General features: G+C 49.1%; 26 protein-coding genes. 17 read left to right on the top strand and 9 right to left on the bottom strand.

Annotated features, from left to right (window positions below):
• The first annotated feature begins 92 nt into the window (after positions 1-92).
• On the top strand, positions 93-509 hold the full coding sequence (locus L6466_RS07220) for a hypothetical protein (protein ID WP_237803336.1): 417 nt from the start codon (positions 93-95) through the stop codon (positions 507-509).
• A gap of 51 nt (positions 510-560) precedes the next feature.
• Here L6466_RS07220 and L6466_RS07215 read toward each other — a convergent pair whose 3' ends face one another.
• Positions 561-797, bottom strand: coding sequence for a hypothetical protein (locus L6466_RS07215; protein WP_237803338.1), 237 nt, complete (start codon positions 795-797; stop codon positions 561-563).
• A gap of 128 nt (positions 798-925) precedes the next feature.
• Between L6466_RS07215 and L6466_RS07210 the strand changes: the two genes are divergently transcribed.
• From L6466_RS07210 to L6466_RS07160, 11 genes are all read left to right on the top strand, one after another.
• On the top strand, positions 926-1,105 hold the full coding sequence (locus L6466_RS07210) for a DpnD/PcfM family protein (protein WP_237803340.1): 180 nt from the start codon (positions 926-928) through the stop codon (positions 1,103-1,105).
• 306 nt (positions 1,106-1,411) lie between these two features.
• On the top strand, positions 1,412-2,314 hold the full coding sequence (locus L6466_RS07205) for a DNA adenine methylase (RefSeq protein ID WP_237803342.1): 903 nt from the start codon (positions 1,412-1,414) through the stop codon (positions 2,312-2,314).
• Entirely contained in the window at positions 2,307-3,125 is an 819-nt protein-coding gene (locus L6466_RS07200; RefSeq protein ID WP_237803344.1) for a type II restriction endonuclease, read from the top strand. The genes L6466_RS07205 and L6466_RS07200 overlap by 8 nt, the downstream gene beginning before the upstream one ends.
• Positions 3,125-4,006: a DNA-methyltransferase gene (locus tag L6466_RS07195; protein WP_237803345.1), complete on the top strand. Its 882-nt coding sequence runs from the start codon at positions 3,125-3,127 to the stop codon at positions 4,004-4,006. Before L6466_RS07200 ends, L6466_RS07195 begins: the two co-directional genes overlap by 1 nt.
• 105 nt (positions 4,007-4,111) lie before the next feature.
• On the top strand, positions 4,112-4,894 hold the full coding sequence (locus tag L6466_RS07190) for a hypothetical protein (protein ID WP_237803346.1): 783 nt from the start codon (positions 4,112-4,114) through the stop codon (positions 4,892-4,894).
• A gap of 106 nt (positions 4,895-5,000) precedes the next feature.
• On the top strand, positions 5,001-5,309 hold the full coding sequence (locus L6466_RS07185; protein WP_237803347.1) for a hypothetical protein: 309 nt from the start codon (positions 5,001-5,003) through the stop codon (positions 5,307-5,309).
• Positions 5,310-5,524: 215 nt separating this feature from the next.
• Positions 5,525-6,022, top strand: a complete 498-nt coding sequence (locus L6466_RS07180; protein WP_237803348.1) for a helix-turn-helix domain-containing protein — start codon at positions 5,525-5,527, stop codon at positions 6,020-6,022.
• The gene (locus L6466_RS07175; protein WP_237803349.1) at positions 6,022-6,192 is read left to right on the top strand and encodes a hypothetical protein; all 171 of its coding nucleotides are present in this window, start codon (positions 6,022-6,024) and stop codon (positions 6,190-6,192) included. The genes L6466_RS07180 and L6466_RS07175 overlap by 1 nt, the downstream gene beginning before the upstream one ends.
• A 172-nt stretch (positions 6,193-6,364) precedes the next feature.
• Complete coding sequence (locus L6466_RS07170; protein WP_237803350.1) at positions 6,365-7,492, top strand: DHH family phosphoesterase; 1,128 nt, start codon at positions 6,365-6,367, stop codon at positions 7,490-7,492.
• Between the two features lie 31 nt (positions 7,493-7,523).
• Entirely contained in the window at positions 7,524-9,383 is a 1,860-nt protein-coding gene (locus L6466_RS07165) for a clostripain-related cysteine peptidase (protein WP_237803352.1), read from the top strand.
• Between the two features lie 168 nt (positions 9,384-9,551).
• Entirely contained in the window at positions 9,552-10,094 is a 543-nt protein-coding gene (locus tag L6466_RS07160; protein WP_237803353.1) for a DNA-directed RNA polymerase subunit alpha C-terminal domain-containing protein, read from the top strand.
• Between the two features lie 121 nt (positions 10,095-10,215).
• Here the strand turns inward: L6466_RS07160 and L6466_RS07155 are convergent, their stop codons facing one another.
• The gene (locus tag L6466_RS07155) at positions 10,216-10,638 is read right to left on the bottom strand and encodes an Hsp20/alpha crystallin family protein (protein WP_176944353.1); all 423 of its coding nucleotides are present in this window, start codon (positions 10,636-10,638) and stop codon (positions 10,216-10,218) included.
• Positions 10,639-10,920: 282 nt separating this feature from the next.
• Here L6466_RS07155 and L6466_RS07150 point away from each other — a divergent pair, with 282 nt between their 5' ends.
• Positions 10,921-12,264, top strand: a complete 1,344-nt coding sequence (locus L6466_RS07150; protein WP_237803354.1) for a right-handed parallel beta-helix repeat-containing protein — start codon at positions 10,921-10,923, stop codon at positions 12,262-12,264.
• On the opposite strand, the gene L6466_RS07145 is transcribed toward L6466_RS07150, so the two are convergent.
• The 3 genes from L6466_RS07145 to L6466_RS07135 are packed head-to-tail and all read right to left on the bottom strand — an operon-like array spanning position 12,261 to position 17,032.
• Positions 12,261-12,734: a cytidine deaminase gene (locus L6466_RS07145; RefSeq protein WP_091818702.1), complete on the bottom strand. Its 474-nt coding sequence runs from the start codon at positions 12,732-12,734 to the stop codon at positions 12,261-12,263. The two genes, L6466_RS07150 and L6466_RS07145, sit on opposite strands and share 4 nt — an antisense overlap.
• Positions 12,731-15,571 (bottom strand): excinuclease ABC subunit UvrA, encoded by a 2,841-nt coding sequence (gene uvrA / locus L6466_RS07140; protein ID WP_237803355.1) that lies wholly within the window; start codon positions 15,569-15,571, stop codon positions 12,731-12,733. Before uvrA ends, L6466_RS07145 begins: the two co-directional genes overlap by 4 nt.
• A gap of 9 nt (positions 15,572-15,580) precedes the next feature.
• The gene (locus tag L6466_RS07135; protein WP_237803356.1) at positions 15,581-17,032 is read right to left on the bottom strand and encodes an aminoacyl-histidine dipeptidase; all 1,452 of its coding nucleotides are present in this window, start codon (positions 17,030-17,032) and stop codon (positions 15,581-15,583) included.
• A gap of 67 nt (positions 17,033-17,099) precedes the next feature.
• On the opposite strand from L6466_RS07135, the gene L6466_RS07130 reads away from it, so the two are divergent.
• The 3 genes from L6466_RS07130 to L6466_RS07120 are packed head-to-tail and all read left to right on the top strand — an operon-like array spanning position 17,100 to position 19,359.
• The gene (locus tag L6466_RS07130; protein ID WP_091818699.1) at positions 17,100-17,312 is read left to right on the top strand and encodes a hypothetical protein; all 213 of its coding nucleotides are present in this window, start codon (positions 17,100-17,102) and stop codon (positions 17,310-17,312) included.
• 18 nt (positions 17,313-17,330) lie between these two features.
• Positions 17,331-17,939, top strand: coding sequence for an OmpH/Skp family outer membrane protein (locus L6466_RS07125; protein ID WP_091854923.1), 609 nt, complete (start codon positions 17,331-17,333; stop codon positions 17,937-17,939).
• A gap of 46 nt (positions 17,940-17,985) precedes the next feature.
• Complete coding sequence (locus L6466_RS07120) at positions 17,986-19,359, top strand: SLC13 family permease (protein ID WP_091818697.1); 1,374 nt, start codon at positions 17,986-17,988, stop codon at positions 19,357-19,359.
• Between the two features lie 8 nt (positions 19,360-19,367).
• Here the strand turns inward: L6466_RS07120 and L6466_RS07115 are convergent, their stop codons facing one another.
• Genes L6466_RS07115 through L6466_RS07105 form a run of 3 tightly spaced genes read right to left on the bottom strand, consistent with a single transcriptional unit; the run spans position 19,368 to position 22,405 of the window.
• Positions 19,368-21,551 (bottom strand): putative porin, encoded by a 2,184-nt coding sequence (locus L6466_RS07115; RefSeq protein WP_237803357.1) that lies wholly within the window; start codon positions 21,549-21,551, stop codon positions 19,368-19,370.
• On the bottom strand, positions 21,548-21,805 hold the full coding sequence (locus L6466_RS07110; protein WP_091854919.1) for a hypothetical protein: 258 nt from the start codon (positions 21,803-21,805) through the stop codon (positions 21,548-21,550). The genes L6466_RS07115 and L6466_RS07110 overlap by 4 nt, the downstream gene beginning before the upstream one ends.
• A 3-nt stretch (positions 21,806-21,808) precedes the next feature.
• On the bottom strand, positions 21,809-22,405 hold the full coding sequence (locus tag L6466_RS07105; RefSeq protein WP_091854918.1) for a DUF4468 domain-containing protein: 597 nt from the start codon (positions 22,403-22,405) through the stop codon (positions 21,809-21,811).
• 147 nt (positions 22,406-22,552) lie between these two features.
• Here L6466_RS07105 and L6466_RS07100 point away from each other — a divergent pair, with 147 nt between their 5' ends.
• Positions 22,553-23,122, top strand: coding sequence for an L-threonylcarbamoyladenylate synthase (locus L6466_RS07100; RefSeq protein ID WP_237803359.1), 570 nt, complete (start codon positions 22,553-22,555; stop codon positions 23,120-23,122).
• A 150-nt stretch (positions 23,123-23,272) separates the two neighbouring features.
• Here L6466_RS07100 and L6466_RS07095 read toward each other — a convergent pair whose 3' ends face one another.
• Positions 23,273-24,610 carry an NADP-specific glutamate dehydrogenase gene (locus L6466_RS07095; protein WP_091818693.1) on the bottom strand — a complete coding sequence of 446 codons (1,338 nt, stop codon included), beginning with the start codon at positions 24,608-24,610 and terminating at the stop codon, positions 23,273-23,275.
• Positions 24,611-24,779: the final 169 nt, after the last annotated feature.

Raw genomic sequence — 24,779 nt, 5'->3', positions numbered from 1 at the left:
TTCGGACATTTGTGGTAAACATTAAACATGAAACATTAAACATGAAACATTAAACATGAAACATTAAACATGAAACATTAAAATTCTGAAAAATGATTGCAAGAGGAATTCGTAATAACAACCCATTGAACATTCGTCGTTCAAAGGATAAGTGGCAGGGCTTGAAGCCCTTGCAGACAGACGCTCAGTTCTGTCAGTTTGAAACAATGCCGTATGGCTGGCGTGCAGCCTTCGTGATGCTGACACGCACGTACTACCACACGTACCGGCTCTACACCATCAGGGCGATAATCAACCGCTGGGCGCCGCCTAATGAGAACAATACGAAGCGGTACATCGAGAATGTATGCAGGTTCACGGGCATCGGAGCCGACGAGCCCCTGGGTATCCCCTCAGATAAGCCATCCCGCTGGATGAAGTTGGGTGCTGCGATGTGCGTCCAAGAATGTGGTGCGGAAGGACTGGATTGGATTGCCTTGCTCGATGGCTGGGCCTTGGCGAGAGAGTAGGGACAACGCCTCAACGAGGAGGGAAATCCTCCTTGTTGGGGCGATTACTGTTTATACTTCCCTCATCCACCACTGGTTGGCATAAACTTCCAGGAATTCTGATTCTGTATACCATGTGTAGTCAAACCAATTTGTGGAATCCCCAAACTTTTGACGCTTTGATGAATACTCGAGCCAATGTGTGGAACGCAACATACCACCAAGGTAATGGCAATATTGCTGTTCCGTATCCGCCTCTCTTCTCAATGCCTCGAGCATCTCTTCTGTCTTAACCCATTTCTTTTCCATCTTTTTTGCTGCGAAGGTAAGAGATCTTGAGGAGATGAACAAATCGATTTGATCAATTTTGATCTATTTTGTTAAGTTTTGATCTAATCGCGAAAATCTCCTGTATTTGTGGTAATTTTGTGCCTCGTATGAAGAAGTACAGCATAGAAGTATTGGAGGTGCTAAGCCGTATCGTGGAAGTGGAGGCCTCAGACGAAGAGGGCGCCATCAAACAGGTGAGGCAAAAGTATCGAAAATGCGAGATTGTGCTGGATGATTCTGACTACAAAGAAACAGAATTCAGCGTGAAAGATGAAAAATCAGAGTAAGTGCTGATAGTTTTCAAAAGAAAATGACTATCTTTGCACCGCTTTTGATACTCATCAGGAGCGCAAAATGACATCGTGGAAATTAGATAGCAGTATCTAAATTCGAAGAGACCTCAGACATAAAAAGTCCACCAAACATTTTATACAGAGGGGCTCGGGGAATGCGGATACGCCTATTCTGTATAGGCGTACCCCTTCCTTTCCTTCTCTCTGTATGGGCTTCTGTGGTGGACTGCCTTTGTCTGGAGTTGGAAAACGAAGGTGGTGCGCTTTCTTTTTGTCCACGCCAAAACGGCAAAAAGAACGATGAGTACAGAAGCAAAGCCTTTCTTGAAATGGGCTGGAGGCAAAGGACAACTTTTATCACAACTTGACGAACATCTGCCTGGTGAATTGCAAGGGCAGGCGTTTACTTATATTGAGCCTTTTGTGGGTGGTGGAGCAATGTTATTTCACATGCTCCGCAAGTTTCCCAATATCACGCATGCAGTCATCAACGACATCAATCCGCATCTGGTTACGGCTTATCGCGTCATCAAGCAGCAGCCTGATGAATTGATACGCCGGCTCTCTGCTTTGGAGCAGGAATACTTCTCGCAGTCGGATGAAGAGGCAAAGAAGGATTATTTCCTTAACGTGAGGAATATCTTCAATGAAACGGTACTGGATGACGTTGATCGTACAAAGTATCTGATGTTCCTGAATCGTACCTGTTTCAATGGTTTGTATCGTGTCAACAGCAAAGGCAAGTTCAACGTGCCCTTTGGTCGCAATTCTCATCCTACAATCTGCAACGTTGATACTATCCTGGCTGACAGTGAGGTATTGAATCGCGCTGATGTGACGATACTGAATGGCGACTTTGAACGGACTGCCGATGAAATGCAAGAAGGACCTGTCTTCTTCTATTTTGACCCTCCATATCGTCCGCTGAATGCCACCTCCAGCTTCAACTCTTATGCTAAAGAGGAGTTCAACGACGATGAGCAGATTCGTCTGCGAGATTTCTGTGCTCGCCTCAACGAACAGCCCAATGTCAGGTGGATGCTTAGCAATTCCGATTGTTCTGCAAAGAATCCTGAGGACACATTCTTTGAGGACATCTATGCTCCTTTCCACATTCATCGGGTCTATGCCTCTCGTGCCATTAATGCGAACCCAGAGAAGCGTGGTAAACTAACCGAACTATTGATCAAGAACTATGAATAAGGATTTTGATTTGTTTATGTCTCAACTACAAGAGACCAACCAGACATTGGACTTTTTCTGTGACTTCGATAAGATAGCAGCAAATGTTGCTGATGTAGAAATGAGTTTGAACACGCTTAACTACCTGATTGGCAAGGATGATTTGGCAAAAGGAGTAGAAGATATTTGGAAGCGTGATGCAAAGGCTTTTGAAGTGATGGGTATCTTGATTGCCATAAGAGACGAAGGAAACAAACCTGTAGTTGATGGTGAGGGTAATGTAGTTCTGCTGAATACCTATTTCGAGTCTCCTGCTAAGGTCGTGGAATTCCTCGAAGGAACTGGACTTTCGGAGATATTCAAGTCTCGTCGCATCAAGAACCTCGTAGATTATGTGTTTGGTATTGAGACAGGACTTGATACGAATGCCCGCAAGAACCGAAGCGGCCACATTATGGAGAATACTGTAGCAAAGATATTCAGGGACAACGATGTCACATTCCGTCAAGAGGTTTATTCAACTGAATTCCCAGAACTGACTGTGCTAGGTACGGATAAGAAGCGTTTTGATTTCTTCGTTGAAACTGATTCTAGGAAATACTTAATCGAAGTGAACTTCTATAGCGGAGGAGGATCTAAATTGAATGAGGTTGCTCGTGCCTATACAGAATTGGCTCCTAAGGTTAATTCTGTAAACGGTTATGAATTCGTATGGATTACTGATGGTGTCGGATGGGTGTCTGCTCGCAATAAACTAGAAGAAGCGTATAAAACAATACCCAGCGTGTATAATCTGACGAATATTACCGAGTTTATTGATGGTTTGAAATAATGATTCACGCTTATTATAAATCTCCCAACCACGATTTCAACCTGCTTCATGGCGATACGTTTGAGTTGCTGCCGCAGTTCAACTTCAAGTTCGACATGATATTTGCCGACCCACCTTATTTCCTGTCGAGTGGCGGCATCAGCGTGCAGAACGGCAAGGTGGTTTGTGTGGATAAAGGCGACTGGGATAAAAGTATGTCGCAGGAGGAGATTGATGCCTTTAACATGAAGTGGCTGGCGTTGTGTAGGGAGAAACTGAAGGACAATGGCACCATCTGGATTTCCGGCACATACCACAATATCTTTTCTGTGGCCAACTGTCTGACGAAACTTGGCTACAAGATTCTCAATGTCATCACATGGGCAAAGACTAATCCGCCGCCTAATGTCTCTTGCCGCTACTTCACGTATTCAACCGAGTTTGTTATCTGGGCCCGTAAGAAAGCGAAGGTGGCACATTATTATAATTATGAGTTGATGAAGCACATTAATGACAATAGACAGATGACAGATGTGTGGCGCCTTTCTGCTATTGCGCCTTGGGAGAAGTCGTGCACGAAGCATCCTACGCAGAAGCCTCTGGGTCTGCTGAGTCGTGTCATCATGGCATCCACAAAGCCTGGTGCCTGGATACTTGACCCGTTTGCAGGTTCGTCAACAACGGGTATTGCAGCCAATCTGCTGGGGCGTCGTTACCTGGGTATAGAAAAGGAAGATGTGTTCGCAGGCATCAGCAGGGCTCGTCGTGAAGAGATTGAGAATCCCAAGACGTTTGCCACTTTCAAGAGAAAGATTCCAGACATCGTCAAGGCCGAATCCCTTCAGCCCGACTGCTTCATTTGTCATGATGAGATAGAAGACAGACTCCCTTTCTTGGACTAGAATATAAAAAAAATAATCCGTTTAGCTTGACTAAGCGGATTTTTTTATATCTTTGCATGCGAAAAAATAAAGACAGTGTCTATTAAACTATAAACAATAACAATTATGAAAAAGTCTTTTTATTATCTTACCCTTTTTGTTGCCCTCATGATGGGTGCGACCGTTTTCTCATCTTGCGGCGACGATGATAGTGAGCAACCTTTACCTCCTGAACCGGAAGGCATACCATACTTTGCATGGGACGATGCAGAGAATAAACTCGTGAAGAAATACTACACAGAACACATTGATACGTTAGAAAGATTTATCGATTCTGAAACCATACCTGGTGGCTGGTATTATGTAGAAGATTATGTCGAAATGCATGGCTTTATCAACGTATTAGGCGATATTCACCTGATTCTAGCCGACGGCGCCAGGATGGATGTACAGGGGACTATTATCGGTCAGACAGGCAGGGAGAATATTTATATCTATGCTCAGAGCGAATACTCTGAGAAAAAACCTCAGATTACCATCAATAGTATTCGGTATGACGACTATAATGGCGTAAATGGTAATGTAACAGTTAATGGCGGTATATTAAATGTAAATAGCCGTAGTTATGCCGTACATGGAAATCTTACAGTATATAATGGTTACGTAGAGTTAAACGGTATCTATGGCGTTGGCGGAGATCTTTATGTCAAGGGATGTCAATCAATAGTTATTACAGGTAGAGAGAGGGCTGTCTGTGGCACCATTTTCTTCGAGGCTCCTTACATGTTCTTGTTGGGCTCTGAGAATATGTCTTTCGGTAATCATGAAGTTTCTTCTGGCATGTCAGTAAACTACAAGCATCTTGAGACAAGAGGTGATGCGCAAGGCGGTTCGTCAAGACGCTATTGAATTTGTAAGTTTGACTAGAATATCAAAATAAATTATCCGTTTAGCTTGACTAAGCGGATTTTTTGTATTTTTGCAGCATCTAATCTGATGTCTAAACGAATACGCTATGCGAGAATTTGAATACGAAAACCAAAACGGAACGAAGAAATTCATTTTCGTCTTTTTGACTATCTTGGTAGTCATGTTTGTGGCTGTGGGAATAGCAGGTTGGAGTTTTATATCCAAAATGAAGGAGGCTCAAAGTGATAGGAGCAATGCCCCAACTCAAAGTCAAACTACGTATGTGGATGATAATAGTGCTGAGGATGAAGGTGGATTCGTGGTCTCGGAAGAGGAATGGAATGCTCTGCAAAATGAGGTGAAGCAGTTGCGTGAGGAAATAGAGCAGCTGAAGAATAAAAGCCCCAGACCGTAAATACAATGTGCAGTTTGAGTTGAAATCGTATAAAACGAGATAAAGAGGGCTGATGGCTGAGGGCTGAAGGAAGAGGGAAGATGTAAGATGGCTGATGTTTTTGCTTCTCCAACAGTAAAAACGTGGGGAAAAGCAAAAAAATAGGCTAAAAGTTTCTCGTTTCGAAAATTTTTCATACCTTTGCGCTGTAAATAATGTGAAAGGAGGACTGAGAAATGAAGAATAAGTTCGAGACTCAAGAGAACGGCAGCTTGTTGGGGGCAACTATCCAACAGGTGAGAAAAGCCAAGATGATTACTCAGGAGGAACTGGGTAAGCGTGTCGGATTGCCAAAGAGCAGCATCAGCAAGATTGAGAAGGGGCTGACACACATCTCGTTTGAGGATGCCTCGCTATTGATGGATGCGATGGGCGAGAAAATCAGTATCCAGGTAATGGGTATGAAGGAACCTGACGAGAAACGGGTGGAGCGTGTGCGCTTTGTGACAATAGGCGTAATGTGGTATGCTCATAGCAAGAAGATGGCGTTTGCTGACGCCTATCGTTATCTGCTGATATACAAAGGCATTCAGTTCTTGGAAGAGAATTATGCCTATGAGCAGACTTTGCCACGCGAGACCTTGCTGAGTGACCTCGATAAAGTATGTAATAGAAACCGCGAGAAATTCCAGAAGGCGATATGGAAGAGAGGTATTTCAAATTTGAGAATTTGATGGCTGATCTTGCGGCCTATCTGGTATCTGAATACGACATAGAGCCAAGGGATGCTGCAGGATTGGTGATGAATAGTCCACGGACGCAGGCATTGTATTCTTCAGAAGAGCCTATCACAGAACAACGAGTGAAAGCGCTGGCCGAGGAATTGCTGAGGGAAAACCGATGAGGGACAGAAGACAGACTCCCTTTCTTGGACTAGAATATAAAAAAAGATATCCGTTTGGTTGGACTAAACGGATTTTTTTGTATCTTTGCAGAATATTACTAATAATCTAAATTGAACAGTATTCCTTATTTGAGCAGTTATTCAAGAAGTAAATAATTTAAAAGTAAGAAAGATGATGAGAAAAATCATGCAATGGATGGTGGCTGCCACCCTGACAAGCAGCCTCTTTGTATGGACATCCTGTTCGAACGATGACAATGCGGTGATTCCGCAGCCCGGCCATGAAACGGAGTTCGGCGCACTGCTGAAGACACTGGACTGGGGCACGGACACATGCTTCGTCTATGGTCACAAGACACCCGATGTGGATGCCGTCACCTCGGCCTTGTCGTATGCCAGGCTGATGCGGCTGATGGGCTACAACTGCAAGGCCAAGGTGTCGAGCGGGATGAACCGCGAGACGGCCTATATCGCCCACGTGTTCGGCTTCGCGCTGCCCGAACTGAAGTCGAGCGTGGTGCCGCAGACACGGCTCATCCTGACCGACCACACCGACTATGCGCAGTGCGTGGAGGGTGCCCGCGAAGCCGTTGTCCTGCAGAAGATAGACCACCATGTGGAGGGCGACATTGCAGACAGCGGCATCCCCTTTGTGCGCCGCGAGATGGTTGGCTCCACCAACACCATCATCTACGAGATGTATAAGGAACAGGGCATCACCATCGACGACGAGACCGCCCGCATTATGCTGGCAGGCATCATCAGCGACACGCGCAACCTTTCGAAAACCACCACGCAGGCCATCGACTCCACGGCATTGCAGGCTCTGACCGCACAGTTGGCCATCAGCCCCGACTCCGTGGCTCGTCTGAACCGTAGCATGGAGGATGCAGCCACCGACTATACCGGCATGACCGATGCCGAGATTTTCCTCTCCGACTACAAGGAATACGAGATTGGCGGCCATCTGCTTGGCTTCGGCAGCCTCGTCTACAAGCAGAGCCAGATGGATGCCTTCATCGACCGCATGCTGGCAGTCATGCCCGAAGTGATGGGGCAGCGTGGGCGGCAGATGCTCGTTGCCAAGATTGACAACATGGTGGAGAACACGGGCGACGACCGTGCCGAACGGCCTTACGTGGAGAATGGCACCTATTTTATATATTATGGTGAAGGTGCCAAGCAGGTGGCCGAGGGCGTCTTCGGTCCGTCATTGCGTGAGGGTGTCTGCTATACATCCGAGGATCTCTCACGCAAGCAGATAGTGCCGCGAATCACTGAAGTGCTGACTGATAATTAAGATTAGTAATGTTTCATCAAACACAACGACGATGAGAAAGTTACATGAATTAACATGGGTGCTCGCCGCCACCCTTATCTGCGGCGCAAGTGTATTCACATCGTGTTCGTCGGACAACGACGACAATCCTTCTCCTGAATCAGGAGCGAACAGCGAACTTGTTGGTCAATGGTATTCCGACGTGTCGGGGAATACTTACGCCGCCTGGACATACGGCAAGGCTTGGCAGCAGACAGAACTGAAGGCCGACGGCACAGGCGTCACCAACATTTATTACCTTAACAACGACGACGCCGTGGGCCGTGAGCGCTATTCGTTCACCTATACAGCCAAGGAGGGTGTGCTGACGATGGACATCGCGGAGAGGAACACCAAGACCACTGCCAGATATACCGTGAGCGACGGCAAGCTGACGTTGACGGAGGGTGACCACCAACTGGCCATGCAGAAGATGGATGACGCGAAGGCTAAGGACTTTGATGCGTGGAACAGGAAGGACAACCTGGTCAATGTGCCGCAGCCCGCCCGCTACACCGTCTTTGTCTATGGCAATGCGGGAGGCACCATGGACGCAATTATTGAGTACGGCTTCTGGGAGAAGATACAGCCGCTGCTCAAGGACCCGGGCAACGTCCGTGTGGTCTGCTTCTACAAATATGGCAAGAAACCGTCTGATGAGAAAAACTCCCATCCAGGTAAGTATGCCGACCCGGGCGACATCGTATGGTTCGAGCTGAACGACACGACCAACCTGGAGAATATTCGTAACGGAGGACTTCAGGCATATGGGTATGAAAAGGAGGCCAAGGCAATGAAACTGTGCGACCCCAAGACCGTCAGCGCGTTCATCCAGATCAGCAGTCTGGTGTGTCCTGCCGAGCAGTATGTGTTCAGCATCTGGGGGCATGGCACTGGACTGAACCCAATGAACGATGTCCCTGGCAAATACGAAGACCCCGCCGCTGCATCTGCCACCCGAGGGGTCATTGCCGATGAGTGGAATGAGAGTGAGGAACTTGATATGTATGAGCTGAGTACCGCCATCCGTTCCGCAGGCTTGAACCGGCTGAACACCATCTTCTTCCACAACTGCCTGATGGGCAACATGGAGACGCTGACAGAACTGCGCGGCCTGTCCGACTATATCGTGGCCTCGGCACACTTGCTCTCAAGTGGAGGCGAACTGCTCACGGAATACGTCCGCGGACTGCTGGAGAAGGGGAATACCGAGGATGCCGTCGCACAGATGTTTGAGCGCGTGCGTCCGGCATGGGACCAATCCTATCACGACATTGAAGAAGATAATGGGCAAATAGTGGAGTCCTGGAAAAATGGTGACTACAAACTCATCCGCACCGCCAAGCTCGATGCCATCATCAGTGCCGCCAAGCGCCTCGCCGACAGGCTCCTCGCTCTCTACCCCACGCAAAGGGAAGCCATCGACAAGGCCACCAAGGAGGTGTATCGGTTCAACACCTATATTCAAAATAAACAGTCCCCCGAAAAGAGTATCGTATTCACCTACATGTTTCCCTTTTTCGATTTGGCTGACTATGCCCATTTGTTGACAAAGGAGACTGGCGACGCAGAAATGGCTGCCATCTCTGCCGATCTGGACAAAGCCTTCCGCGAGGCCTTCGTCCACTATGTTGACGTCAGCACGAACGAACAGCATCTGGACCACTACACGCTGAGCGTCTGCCTGGCCCACGACAAACTCTACACGGCAGATTTCATCAAATCATATCCTAATGACTTCTTGTGCAATTTCGACCAAGGCTACGAGCAGACCACATTCCACAAACTGACGGGATGGGGCAACTGGCTGCGCACCAACCAGCAAATGCTTTGGGGCAATCCCACAAGCAACGGCGGTGGCCCGCTCAAGTGAATGTAACATAAATACCAAAGGGTTCTATTGAATATGTATGTTAGACTAGAATATCAAAAAAATAATCCGTTTAGCTTGACTAAGCGGATTTTTTTATATCTTTGCAGCAAATTACGAATAATCAGAGTGATGACACCTGAATGATATCAACCATAAACAACTAAGAATATGTTTGGACTTTCGAAAAGAAAAGAGCTGGAAGAGCTAAGAAAGAGATTAGACGAGTTGACTAAGCAGGTGCGTAGTCAGCAGCAGGCTTTGGACAAACTGCAAAGAACTGTAAGGATGCAGGAATCTGTTATTAGTTTGTCAAGAATGAAAATTAACAAACGGATGGGGCTGATTAGCAGTGATGTAAAAGAGAATACAATGAGGATCATCATGCTGGACAAGACCGTGGGAAATATGCACGTGGATGGGGAGAAGATAGAGCAAATCAGAGAGACCATGGTACGGTTGTCAAAGAAGAAGAATAATAAGGATCAAGTAAGAAAGAAAATCGATAGAGTGCCTGTAAAAGAGATGTGGCCTGATATGCCTATCAGAATTTCCAAGTCATTTGATATTGTTGGTATCAAATGTATAGGGGACCTTCTAAAATATAGCAGAGATGATCTCATGAAATTCAAGCGTATCGGTGAACTTTCGGCCCGACAAATTGAAGTTTTTGTATATAGCTTAGGCTTGGAACTGAAGAGGGAAGGGGTCTGATGCAGAGGGCTGAGGGCTGAAGGAAGAGGTCTGATGTCTGAGGACAAGTGAACGGATACGAAGAATCCCTGACTTGCTCAATTGCAGGTCAGGGATTATTTACTTGCTTGAATGGGCTGTGTTATGACACCTCAATGGCCTTGGTCACTTTCTCCTTCGGTTCGGTCTTCGGCATGGTGATGGTCAGGATGCCGTCCTCCACCTTGGCAGAAATCTTGTCGCGGACCACATCATCAGGCAGTGTGTAGTTCTGCTCGTAGTTCGAGTAGCTGAACTCACGGCGCAGATAGTGGCGGTGACTGTCCTCATGCTTGTGTTCCTGTTTGTTCTCGATGGCGATGGTGAGGTTGCCCTCGTCGTTGATGCCTACGCGGCAATATTCTTTCTTAATGCCTGGAGCTGCAAGTTCCATGGTGTAGGCCTTTTCACTCTCCTTGACATTGACTGCGGGTGCTGTACTGTTGGCACGAGGCATCCAATCATTGTTAAAGAAATCCTCAAATACTGTTGGCATCCAACTGTTCTGAAACATTACTGGTAACATAATTAATACCTCCTAATTATACTTTTAGTTTAACTTATTGTTCTATGATCGCCTCGGCCTGTTTGCTTCGGCTTTCACTAACACTTGTGCAAAGTACGTGCCTGCGAAAATACTGACTGTCGTGCTTGTCATTCTGGCACGGAATTTAAACTCGCTTAAACTATGCTGACAATCCTTTAAACTCAGTTAAATATTGGTCTGAATAATTGTCAGATAACTTTTTCTGTCTTTTGCATAGTTATATAAAAAATAAAACAGGAAAAAATACGTTGTATTATTGTTATGATACGTCGGATTTTATTTTTCTTCGCTATATTGATGGCCCTGGTGGGCTGTGGGGACAACGACTCGTTTACGACGAGTACGTCGGCCAGGTTGTCGTTTTCGATTGACTCGCTGAAGATGGACACGGTGTTTTCTACCGTGGGGTCGAGAACGTATGATTTCTGGGTGTATAACCGAAATAGTGACGGCGTCAGGTTGCAGAGCGTCAGACTGGCTCAGGGCAACCAGACGGGCTTCCGTGTGAACGTGGACGGGACGTACCTGGATAACTCGCTGGGCTCGGTGGTCACCGATCTGGAGGTGAGAGAGGGCGACAGCATCCGCGTGTTCGTGGAACTGACGGCACCTGAGAATGGGGCGCTGGAGCCTCAGCTGGTGGAGGATAAGCTGGTGTTCAGGCTGGAGAGCGGCGTGGAGCAGCAGCTGGTGTTGCAGGGACATACCTGGGATGCCGTGGAGATGCGCAACGTGGTGGTGCATCAGGACTCGCTGATAGAGAGCAAGAAGCCGATTATTGTGTATGGCGGACTGAAGGTGGACAGTGCGGCGACGCTGACGATACGTAACACGACGCTGTATTTCCATGAGGGTCCGGGACTGGAGGTCTATGGACGATTGCTGACGGACAGTGTGGTGATGCGTGGCGACAGGCTGGACCATATGTTTGACTACCTGCCTTACGACCGTGTGAGTGGTCAGTGGGGAAAGGATGGCGGTGTGGTGTTCCGCAGTTCATCAACACGCAACGTGCTCAGGAATACGGAGATACGTAATGCAGGGAAGTATGGCATCTGCTGCGACTCAACAGCCTATACGGAGAACGTGAGGCGCCTGGATATGGACCATTGCATCGTACATAACTGCAAGGGGGCTGGCGTGGTGAGCTATAACGCGAATATCCGGCTGCGCTACTGTCAGTTGTCAAACACGCAGGGCGACTGTCTGGCGGTGTATGGCGGAAAGGCCGACGTCAACAGATGTACGTTTGCGCAGTTCTATCCCTTTGTAGGCGGACGCGGTGCTGCACTACGGTTCAGCAACATACTGCCGCTCTACGGCATGAACTGCGACAGCAGTATTGTGACGGGCTATGACGAGGATGTGGTGATGGGTGTCGTGGTGGACACGCTGAAGACCTACAACTTCCAGTTCTCGAACACGCTGCTTCGCACACCCTACGAGGAAGGCGTGGACACGCTGCTTTTCAGAAATGTGAAATGGGAATCACCCAAAGACTCTATTCAAGGAAAGAAGCACTTCAAACTGATCGATGAGGATAATTTGAAGTACGACTTTCACTTGGATTCTATCTCACCCGTCCAGGGGTGGGGATGCTATTAAAACTCCGTAAACGACAGGGGCATCAGGTTCTTGATACCATCCATCACGTAGATACGGTTCTTGCCGTAGAGCAGGATGCGCATGGGCTTGGAAAAACGGGTCTCGGTCTCGATGATGACCTGACGACAGGTGCCACAGGGACTGACAGGCTCGCTGGTGAGTTCGCCTCCGGGCTCGCGGGCAGCAATGGCAATCACCTCGACAGCCTCGTCAGGATACTGGGCTCCGGCAGCAAAGATGGCAGAGCGCTCAGCACAGATGCCTGCGGGGAAGGCGGCATTCTCCTGATTACATCCGGGTATCACAACACCGTTGGACAACTGTATGGCTGCGCCTACGTGGAAGTGGGAATACTTCGCGTAACTGTTGTTCGTAGACTCAATGGCTTTCTGCAGAAGGAACTGCTCGTCGTTGGTGAGCTCCTCCATCTGACATTCCATGATGACGGGTTTTAATTTCAGTTCTTTCATATTTTTAGCTTTAAGTATTGACCGGTTATACTGTTCTTACATTTTGCCACTTCTTCAGGGGTACCTGCGATAACGAGGTTGCCACCCTTGTCGCCACCGTCAGGACCGAGGTCTATGACATGGTCGGCCAGTTTGATGACGTCCATGTTGTGCTCGATAATCAGCACGGTATGTCCGCGCGCTATCAGGGCGTCGAGTGACGACATGAGGCGCTTGATATCGTGGAAATGCAGACCCGTGGTGGGCTCGTCGAAGATGAAGAGCGTAGGCTCCTGCTTCTCCTGACCGATGAAATAGGCCAGTTTGACGCGCTGGTTCTCACCACCGGAGAGCGTGCTGGAGTTCTGTCCCAGTTTGATATAGCCCAGACCAACATCCTCCAGGGGCTTCAGACGGTTGACGATGGTCTTCTGTCCGTTGGCCTTGAAGAACTCGATGGCCTCGGTGATGGTCATATTCAGGATATCGTCGATATTCTTGCCCTCGTATTTCACGTCCAGGATATCGTGCTTGAAACGCTTGCCGTGACAGGCTTCGCACTCCAGCACGAGGTCGGCCATGAACTGCATCTCGACGGTGATAGTGCCGGCACCCTTACACTCGTCGCAGCGTCCGCCATCGGCATTGAATGAGAAATACTGCGGCGTGAAGCCCATCTGTTGCGACAGGGGCTGGTCGGCATAGAGGTCGCGAATGGCATCGTAGGCCTTGACATAGGTAGCGGGATTGGAGCGCGAGGACTTGCCGATAGGATTCTGGTCCACGAACTCCACACGACGGATAGCGTCGAGGTCGCCCGCCAGTCCGCTGTATTCGCCAGGGGCATCGCAGACGTCGCCCATATGGCGCTTGAGGGCAGGGTAGAGGATACCCTTGATAAGGCTGGATTTGCCGGAACCCGATACGCCCGTCACCACCGTGAGCACGTTGAGCGGTATCTCTACATTGATGCCGCGCAGGTTGTTCATGCGGGCGCCCTTGATATCGATATGGCGATTCCAGGGGCGGCGGCTCGCCGGCACGGGGATGGTCTCCTCGCCAGAGAGGTACTGGAGGGTGTAGGAGCGGCTAGGGGTACTAGGCTTGCTAGTTTTACTAGTTTTACTAGTCGCACTAGTAGTACTGGGTTCCCCAGCATAAACGACCTCTCCTCCCAGTCGTCCTGCGTCAGGACCGATGTCGATGATATAGTCGGCAGCACGGATAATCTCCTCGTCGTGCTCCACCACAACGACGGTATTGCCCAGCGCCTGCAGTTCCTTGAGGACATGAATCAGGCGGTCGGTGTCGCGGGAGTGCAATCCAATGCTGGGTTCGTCAAGGATATAAAGTGAACCAACCAGACTGCTTCCAAGCGATGTGCAGAGGTTGATACGCTGACTCTCACCACCAGAAAGAGAGTTGGACAAACGGTTGAGCGTCAGATAGCCAAGTCCCACATCCAGAAGGAATTGCAGGCGTGAGGTAATCTCCAGCAAGAGGCGCTTACCCACCTCGGCATCATGCTCAGGGAGTTGCAACTGGGCGAACCAGTCCTTCAGGCGGATAACGGGCATCTGTACGAGATCCGTGATGCTTCGTCCATTGATTTTCACATACTCAGCCTCTGGCTTCAGACGCGTGCCGTGACAGGTAGGACAGGTGGTCTTTCCACGATAGCGCGCCAGCATCACACGATACTGAATCTTGTACTGATTCTCTTTCACCATCTGGAAGAAAGCGTCAATACAGGGTTTCTCCTTGGCACCGCGGTCAGAGGGCAGACCGTGCCACAGCCAGTCTTTCTGCTGTTGGGTCAGGTTGTAATAAGGTTCGAAGATAGGGAAGTCGTCGTTGGCCGCATGACGGATGAACCAGTTCTTCCATTCGCCCATCTTCTCACCGTGCCAGCAAACCACGCAACCATCATAGACCGACAGACCTGTGTCGGGGATGACCAGATGCTCGTCGATACCCATCACCTTGCCAAAGCCCTGGCACTCAGGACAGGCACCTGCGGGTGAGTTGAATGAGAACAGCTGGTCGGTAGGCTCCTCGAACGTGATGCCGTCGGCCTCGAAACGGGTGGAGAAATCATAGCTCAACCCTGAGGGCAGCACCATGAGGCGCATCTCGCCGTGACCCTCGAAGAAGGCTGTCTCGGCAGAGTCAACGAGTCGGCTGATGGTCTCCTTGTTATCAGAAGACGACAGGCGGTCGATGACGAGATATGGCATCTCGGCGGGCTCTGATTCGGGATTGGACTCCAGGTAGTCGTCGATGCGGATAAACTGTTCGCCATCGGGCGTTCCTGGTGACGTCATCCTGCTGTAGCCCTGGAGGATACAGGCCTTGAGTTGTTGCTCCAGAGTACGGCCTTCAGGTACCTTGATAGGTGCCATCACAACGAACTTGGTGCCTTCGGAGAACTCCAGCATCTTCTGAACCACATCCTCCGTGGAATGTTTCTTCACCTCTTCACCGCTGATGGGAGAATAGGTGCGGCCGATGCGGGCAAAGAGCAGGCGCAGGTATTCGTAAATCTCTGTGGACGTGCCTACGGTGCTTCGTGGATTGCGCGCTATCACCTTCTGTTCGATGGCGATGGCAGGCGGGATACCACGGATGAAGTCGCACTCGGGCTTGTTCATTCGTCCCAGGAACTGGCGGGCATAACTGCTCAGGCTCTCCACATAGCGGCGCTGACCCTCGGCATACAGCGTGTCGAAAGCCAACGATGATTTGCCGGAACCTGATACACCAGATATGACAACAAACTTATTACGAGGGATGCGCACGTCAATATTCTTGAGATTATTGACGCGTGCACCCTTGATTTCTATGTATTCTTGACTCACCTTATTATATTAGATGCGTTTCAAAACGAGCAACAGGTGATCCCATACCATCTGGACGGTGGGGATATACAGGCGCTCATCAGGTGTGTGAACATCACGCAGCGTGGGACCGAACGAGATCATGTCGATATTGGGATAGCGCTCTGAGAACAGACCGCACTCCAGACCGGCATGGATACCACGTACCACGGGCTCCTTGCCAAACAGTTCCTTGTAGGTCTCAACGACAGTATCGCGCAACTTGCTCTCAGCTCTCATCTTCCAGGCGGGATAGCCGTCGCTGCTGTGGGCCTCGGCACCAGCCAGCTGGAAGGTGGCTACGATGGTGGCACACATATTGTCGAGGTTGGACATCACGTTAGAACGCTGTGATGAGAGAATGGTGATCTCTGTCTCGGTAGAGTGGATAGCGGCAATGTTGGAAGAGGTCTCAACCATACCGTTGAGCTCAGGATCCTGACAGATAGCGTAGATACCATTGTCCACAGCCTGCAGTGCCCATACGAAATTGCGGGCTACCTGAGCCTCGATAACTGGCTCTGCCTCTGTGCTCTCCATCGACCACACCATCTGGGTATCGGTCACGTGGAACTCGTCCTCTACCTGGGCAGAGAAGACGTTCCAGTCGGCCTTCACGTTCTCCTTGATATCATGGGGAACGGCGATGACAAACATACCGTCGCGGGGAATGGCATTGTGGAGCTTGCCGGAATGGAACTGTGCCAGGCGTACGCCCTCGTAGCGGTTCATGGTCTGGAAGAGGAAGCGGCCCAGCAGTTTGATGGCGTTGGCACGCTTCTTGTTGATATCATCACCAGAGTGACCACCCGTCAGGCCTTTCAGTTGGGCACGCAGGAAGAATGAACCGGCAGGAGCCTCCTCACGCTTGAAGGTGAACTTGGCCTGCGTGTTGCGACCACCGGCGCATGATACGAACATCTCGCCCTCGTCCTCAGAATCGAGGTTGATGAGGTAGTCGCCGGTCATGAAGCCTGACTTCATGCCCTCGGCACCGCTAAGACCTGTCTCCTCGTCGCGGGTGAACACGCACTCCAGGGGACCATGCTCGATATCCTGGGCCTCAAGGATAGCCAGTTCGATAGCGCAACCGATACCGTCGTCGGCACCCAGTGTGGTACCCTTGGCCTTCAGCCAGTCGCCGTCAACATAGGTCTGGATGGCGTCCTTGTCGAAATCGAAGTCAACATCCACCAGCTTGTCGCATACCATATCCATATGGCTCTGCAGGATCACGGTCTTCTTGTTCTCGTATCCCTTGGTGGCTGGTTTGCGGATCAGCACATTACCCGTCTCGTCGACTTTTGTCTCAAGACCATGGCTCTCGCCCCAGTTCTTGAGGTATTCAATCATCTTTTCTTCACGTTTGGAAGGACGGGGAATTTCGTTTATTTTAGCAAACTGTTCAAATACAGAAGCAGGTTTTAGTGTGCTTTTATTCATTTTTAATGTTTTATTGTTTAATGTTTAATATTTAATTATTACCTTTGCAACCGCAAAGTTAGTAAAAATGGTTGAAATAATTGCAATCAGCACGTTAATAATTGCTATCTCGATGGCATTTTTGTGCATTAAACTGGTTTTTCGTAAGAATGGGCGCTTCTCGTCGCAGCATATCCACGATTCAAAGGCCATGCGTCAGCGTGGTATCCACTGTGTGATGGATCAGGATCGTGAACAGCGCAGAAGGAGCAGCCTGGCAGTCAATGAAAGAAATAATTAATAATATCAATAACAACAAATGAAAAAAAACTTTATCCGTGCTTTTGCACTTCTGACCCTCGTTGGTCTTACCTCAGCTTGTAACAACTCTGCCCCTAAGATGGACGAAGAGCCCGAGGCAGTAGCAACAACAACTGGTGAGGGTATGCGTATCGCCTACATTGAAATTGACACTTTGACAGCTCAGTATGAGTTTGCTAAGGAGAAGTCACTCGAATTAGAGAAGAAGGGTACCAATGCCCGTAATACCATCCAGGCCAAGACGGCTCAGTTGGATAAGAATGCACAGGCTTTTCAGCAGAAGCTCCAGAGCAATGGCTTCACATCACGTGAGCAGGCCGAGGCCGCTCAGGCTAACCTGCAGCGCGAGCAGCAGAACATCGTGGCCCTGCAGCAGCGTCTGGAGAACGAGCTGGCCAACGAGCAGCAGAAATTCCTGCAGGCTTTCCAGGACAGTCTCGATAACTTCCTGGCCGACTATAACAAGGACAAGAAGTATGATATGATTGTCAACAAGGCTGCTGTGCTCTATGCTGACAAGCGCTTCGATATCACTACTGATGTGGTGAACGGCATGAACCGTCGCTACAAGAAGATGACTGCTTCTGACTCTACGAAGACGAAGTAAGTCATTTATATCACCCAGAGTATATCCATTATAAACGTCTTTACCAATGACATTGATTATTATTTTATTGCTGCTGCTTAGTTATCTTTTGATTGCTACGACTCACCTTACGGGTGTGAACAAGGCAGCTATCAGCATCTTCCTTGCTGCTATCGGATGGGTAGTCTATATCATTTGGGGTAATGACTTTGTAATGGATATGCATCCTGGGGCCTATGAGGCTTTCCTCGATGGCAATGCTGCTTCCAGCGAGCAGGTGAAGAACTTTATCTACGACAGTATTTTCCTGAAGTATGTAGGTAAGGCTGCGGCCATCGTCATGTATCTGCTGGCAACGATGTCCATCATTGAAATCCTGAACACCAATGGCTGTTTCGACTTTATCAGTGAGTGGATTCGTACACGCGAGACAAAGCGCCTGCTTTGGACCATCACGCTGGCTACCTTTATCCTTTCAGCCAATCTGGATAACCTGACCACCACGATTGTGATGCTGGTTATCATGCATAATATCGTGAAGAGTCGTGCACAGCGCATGTTTATCGGTTCTGCTATCGTGCTAGCCGCTGTCTGTGGCGGCTGCTTTACCGTGATTGGTGATCCTACGGGTCTGATGCTGTGGGCCAACGAGGCTGTGACGGCTTCCGACTTCTCCAGCTATCTGGCCTGGCCTGCGCTTGCAGCATGGGTGGTGCCTACCTATCTCATCGGACGCCAGTTGCCTTCCCGCCTGGATATCGAATGGGGCGTAGCGCCTTTCCGCGGCGATGATACCCGACTGAACCGTTGGCAGCGCATGCTGATGTTCCTGGTTGGTATCGGCGGCCTGTGGTTTGTGCCTACCTTCCTGAGTATCACGCGTCTGCCTGCTTTCCTTGGCGCCTTGGTGGTACTGGCCCTGCTGTGGGTCGTCAACGAGGCTTTCAACCGTAAGCTGATGAATGCCGACCAGACGTCGCAGCGCCGTATTCCCCGTGTCATTCAGTATGAGGCCATCCAGCAGATGCTCTTTGTGATGGGTATCATGCTGGGTCTTGGCGTGGTGAGTGAAACGGGTGTCTTCACGGAGGTGGCCGACTGGATTGACGCGACGATTGGTAATCTGTGGGTTGTGGGTATCCTGTCGGGTATCCTCAGTAGTCTGGTGGACTCGTTCACGATTGCTGCCAGCGATATCTTTATGTACGACGTATGGAATGCCGGTGACTATGCCCAGAACGGTACCTACTGGAAGGTGATTGCCTATTGTACGGCAGTAGGCGGCTGTCTGCTCAGCGTAGGCAGCGTCTGTGGCCTGGCCCTGATGAAACTGGAGCATATCCACCTGAGCTGGTACATCAAGAACATCACGCTAAAAGTACTCATAGGATGGCTTTTGGGTTTAGCCATCCTATGGTGTGAAGTACTTATTTACTCTTAAGAAAAATCTTAGTTGAAGAAGTTCCACGATACGCCGAAATGAATAGTTGCCTCATTTTGTGCGTAGTGTGGCGTCAGGAAATAATTCTTGTTGAATGATGATGCTGTGGCATTCTGCATCATCAGGAAGAAGCGTGCGTGCTTCAGGTGCAGGTTGGCATAGACGTCAACGAAGGGGAAGTTGCCAAGTTCTGTACGGGTCTGGCCATTTTCCTGTACGGCAAACTGGTTGATGCCAGGACAGAAGTCGGGCGCATTATACTTGGTGAACCAGGTAGCGGCACCGCCCAGTTCTACGCGCAGCACACCGGCAATCATAAACTCCAGGTAGAGGTTGGAGAAGGCGTTAAGCGTGGGCAGAGGGAGCACGTCCTCATTGGATGATGACTGATAGGTCAGCACATTATCCCAATGAAGGGGACCCAGCTGCAACTTCTGGTCCAGTTGGGCGGTGAGGATATTCAGGTTGCCGCCATGCTGACGGACACCAGCCGTGAGCAGCGTATTGGTATCGTTGGCACGCGTGTAGGACATGCCGTAGTAGGTGTAGTTCTGAATCTCTTCCACAGCCACACGCAGCGTCGTCCTGGTCTTCTCGTAGGTGAAGTTACCCTCCACGCGTGTACGTGTCTCCTTGTCCAGGTTATTGTCCCACCAGAAATGCTTGGCGTGGAATTTGCGCTCATACATCGTGGGGTTCAGCCTGTGGAAATAGCCTTTGGCAACCAGTCGTACGGTGTCTCCCAGGAAGGCGAAGTTCAGGTCGGCCTGTCCGTCGAGCTTCAACTGACCCATATCCTCGCCGGCCACCCATGTCTCTGCCAGGACGTCATAATGGAGGGTGTGTCCCTGCGTACGTTGCAGTTGTCCGCCAATGCTGACACTATGTTCATTGATGGTGCCCATCGTCGCATTGTCATTGGCAATATCCATTGGCATCTTGGCGCGGCGCAGCTCATGGGATGCGAAGACTTTCAAGCCTGCCATCGCATATTTGTTGAATCCTTCCATCAGGGCGATGGCAAGGGTGTTCTTCAGACTGAAATAGTTGGTCAGGTCGAAGACGGAGTCGTTGGCATAGGTGCCATTATAACGGTTATAATAGGTATTGCCGTAATAGTTGGCTGGCGTCTGGTAGGCCTGGTATCTGCGCTCATAACTGCCCAGTTCTGCGGTGTGGATGAAACTGGTCACGGGTTTGAACTCGCGTTTCATAAACAGCATAGCAGAGTCGGGCTTAACAGTCCCGTCAGATGCGTCGATACTGTCTTTCTTATTGTCGAGTGCTGATGCCAGGGCAAACTCCTTCGCTTTTCTCTCTTCCTCGGTCATGGGCACATCCTGATAGAAGCCCAGGCTGTAGCGGTGTGTAAGGAACAGGTGCTGGTGGTCATTACGGTTCCAGTTCTGCTGGAGGATAACGGGAATCTCGTTGGCAGAGTACGACTGCTCCGTGAGTTCCGGATGCCTGATATAGTCATCATTGGTCACGCCGCCATTCTCTGTAGCTTTCTGGTGATTGGTGGAGTAGAGGGCGTGCAACTGATACTGGTCGCCCAGGTAACTGGCATAGAACGTGGCCCCGAAATGGCTGATGCTCTGGTTCTGGAAATAGCCGCGGGCATAGGAATAGTTCAGGTCCATACCCAGGCCTATGCGCTTGCCTGCATTCGTAGCAAACTTAGCCTGCAGGTGATCCTCACCATTGGTCTTGTTGCCGCAGTTGTCATAACTCAGGTTGGTGATGGGCGAGAGGGTATTGGTGAAATGGAAGTCGCCGGGCTGTTTGAGTACCATATCATAGACCTCGGTGAAGGCAAACTGCTGTTTCTCCTTGCGGTCTATGAAGATACGGTTCTGGCGGGCGGTGTAGTTATTACCCAATGTGTTATACTGCATCTGTCGTCCCATGGCCAATGTGGTCTGGGGGTAGAGATGCGGCATCGTGTCTACGTCAACTCTCTTGATATCACCGAATTTCTGGTCAACGGTCCATACGTAGATTCCCTTCGGAATCTCTTTATGCTGCTTGGTGGAGTCGTTGTCAAAGGGATTGAATGTACGACCGTTCTGATCATCACTGTCAAAACTGTCAAAGCTGTTGGACGATCTTTGCGTCTGTGCCAACAAATAGTGGCCGTTCAGCAAACTGACGGCCATCATTGTAAGAAGCAGATACTGCTTTTTTCTCATATTTTCAGTATGCGCAATGCTAATTCTATGAATTTAAAACCACACGATATTGCTAAGATCCACATGGCCACCGGCTGACTGGCATAGAAATAGACCACTAAGCCTGCAATGGCACCTATCATAAAGAGGATATTCAGCCAGAATCTCAGCTCTCGTGTCCTGCTGGAATCCCGGAAGGGTTCCAGGTTGTGGCGTTTTGGATGCTCCACCTTGTCGCGCTCTTCTGGTGGCAGCAGCGATTCTTGTTCTGACATATTTTATTTCTGAAGCAACATTTTGAAACGGTTGAAGAGGTAGTCAACACGGTCAACGGTCTTACGACGGAACTTTCCGCTGACACGGGCCAGCTTGTTCTTCTTCTTGTTCAGACCATACTGATCGGTAATCCATTCCTCAGCCTTATAGGTTGTCATGTCACGCTCCTCGTCGTAGATATAGACGATACGGTTCAGCTTGATATCAGCCTGTCCGTCCTTGCAGTCTGCTATAATCTGGTAAAGGAATCGTGTACGGTCCAGGTTCAGGGGCTTGTTCTTGAAAACCAGCCATTCCTGATAACTGGCTACCAGTTTGTGGGCGTCTTTGTCATCGAGCGTAATACGACTCTGCTCAATCTGATTGGGTTCCTTGGTCATTTTCAGCAGTTCGTCATGAAGCACGTCATAAATCTGCTGGGCACTCTTGCCAGGTGCGTTGATTGTAGTTGAGAATACAACGTGTCCATCAACTTCAGGCACTGCTCCTACCAAGTATTTCTGGTCAAGGTTGTTCTGTTGTACCTGTTCCCATGTGTTGTCCTGAGCTGAGATGACTAACGGCATCGACAGCATCATTGCAATCAGTATTTTTTTCATCTTTTTAGTTTATTAATCGATGATGCAAAGTTACTAAGTTTTTTTCTTTCCTCCAATAGTTTATAACGCGTTTAAGGATTTTTTCAGTAAAATGTCGTTTTTTTATTATAATAATGTGTAACTTTGCACCCGCAAAATCAGAATATTATGACACAGGAACAGGATATTAAGAATGCCATTGAGGCAATGAGAAAGGGTGGGGTGATTCTCTATCCTACGGATACCGTTTGGGGAATCGGTTGTGATGCTACCAATGCGGAGGCCGTGAAACGTGTGTATGAAATCAAGCAGCGTGATGATTCCAAGGCGCTTATCTGCCTGGTTGACAGCGACGCCCGTCTGCAGCGCTATGTGAGAAATGTGCCCGATGTGGCCTGGCAGCTTATTGACTGTGTAGAGAAACCTACAACGTTGATTCTTGATGGAGCAGTTAATTTAGCACCCAATCTGATTGCAGAAGATGGCTCTATCGGCATTCGTATTACAAAGGAGGCATTCTCTCAGGAACTTTGTTTCCGCTTCCAAAAGGCGATAGTATCAACATCTGCAAATATTAGTGGTGAACCCGCTGCCCAGAATTACCGTGATATTGATCCGCGTATCCTTGAGAAAGTGGATTATGTTTGTTGGACACGCCGACAAGAGCATCAGCCTCATCAGCCTTCAAGCATCATCAAACTGTCGGCCGACGGACAGGTGGTGATTATCAGAAAGTAGTTAAGGAGTTAAGACGATAGACTAACTATTAATAATAAAAGACTCGCTTCCATTTCGGAGGCGAGTCTCTTTTTATAGTAACTGTTTTTGTGTTGTCATTACTTATACGATGACTTATCATCATCGTAAATAACCTTGACTTCGTCTAGCTTATACGATGCCCTGAGCCATCATAGCCTTAGCAACCTTCATGAAGCCTGCTACGTTAGCACCCTTCACGTAGTTGATGTAGCCGTCAGCCTGTGTACCGTACTTCACGCAGTTCTCGTGAATGTCGTTCATGATGCGCTTCAGATAGTCGTCAACCTCCTTGGCAGTCCAGCTCAGACGCTCAGAGTTCTGACTCATCTCAAGACCTGATACAGATACACCACCGGCGTTAGAAGCCTTACCAGGAGCGTACAGAATCTTTGCATCCTGGAAGATCTTGATTGCCTCAGGGAGTGAAGGCATGTTAGCACCCTCAGCAACAGCGATAACACCATTGTCTACGAGAGCCTGAGCCTGCTCACCGTTAATTTCGTTCTGAGTAGCGCAAGGCAGAGCAATGTCAGCCTTCTCGAACCAAGGACGCTTGCCCTCGTAATATTTAGCTGTAGGATACTCCTCAACATACTCCTTAATACGTCCGCGCTCAACGTTCTTCAGCTGCATGATATAGTCAAGCTTCTCGCGAGTGATTCCATCTGGATCGTAGATGTAACCGTCAGAGTCTGACATGGTCATGGGGATAGCGCCAAGCTGCAAGCACTTCTCTGCAGCATACTGTGCTACGTTACCAGCACCAGAAATCAGGACTTTCTTACCCTTCAGTTCGATGCCGCGAGTCTGCAACATTGAAACGAGGAAATATACTGTACCATAACCAGTTGCCTCAGGACGGATGAGTGAACCACCGAACTGGATTCCCTTACCTGTGAGAACACCCTGGAACTGATGTGTCAACTTCTTGTACTGACCGAACATGTAGCCAACCTCACGACCACCTACGCCGATGTCACCAGCAGGAACGTCCTCATCGGGACCAATATGACGATAGAGCTCGTTCATGAAGGCCTGGCAGAAACGCATAACTTCTGCATCGCTCTTGCCGCGTGGAGAGAAGTCAGAACCACCCTTAGCACCGCCCATAGGCAGAGTTGTCAGTGAGTTCTTGAATGTCTGCTCGAAAGCCAAGAACTTCAGGATACCCAGGTTTACAGACTTGTGAAAACGGATACCGCCTTTGTACGGACCAATAGCGTTGTTGTGCTGAATGCGATAACCCATGTTTGTCTGAACATTGCCCTTATCGTCGGTCCATGTAACACGGAACTCAATCACGCGATCGGGGATGCAAAGACGCTCGATGAGGTTGCTCTTTTCAAACTCGGGGTGCTTGTTGTACTCTTCCTCAATAGTGGGAAGTACCTGACTTACGGCCTGAATGTACTCGGGCTCGTTAGGAAAGCGCTGTTTCAGCTGCTCTACAACTTGTGCTGCATTCATAATCTTTTACCTTTAAAATTAATTGTTGAACTAATGGTTTGTTTCAAATTGCGGTTGCAAAGGTAAAGCAAAAAATTGAAATACCAAACATTTTATCAACTTTTTTATCGAAAAACTATCTTTTTGACACATTGTTACGTAAATAGTTGACTTATGTCAAGAGGTTGTA

Origin of the sequence: Prevotella communis, assembly GCF_022024175.1 — a bacterium.
Lineage (GTDB): Bacteria > Bacteroidota > Bacteroidia > Bacteroidales > Bacteroidaceae > Prevotella > Prevotella communis.
Note: the sequence above shows the minus strand (reverse complement) of the source record. Positions and strands in the feature narration are given on the sequence as shown.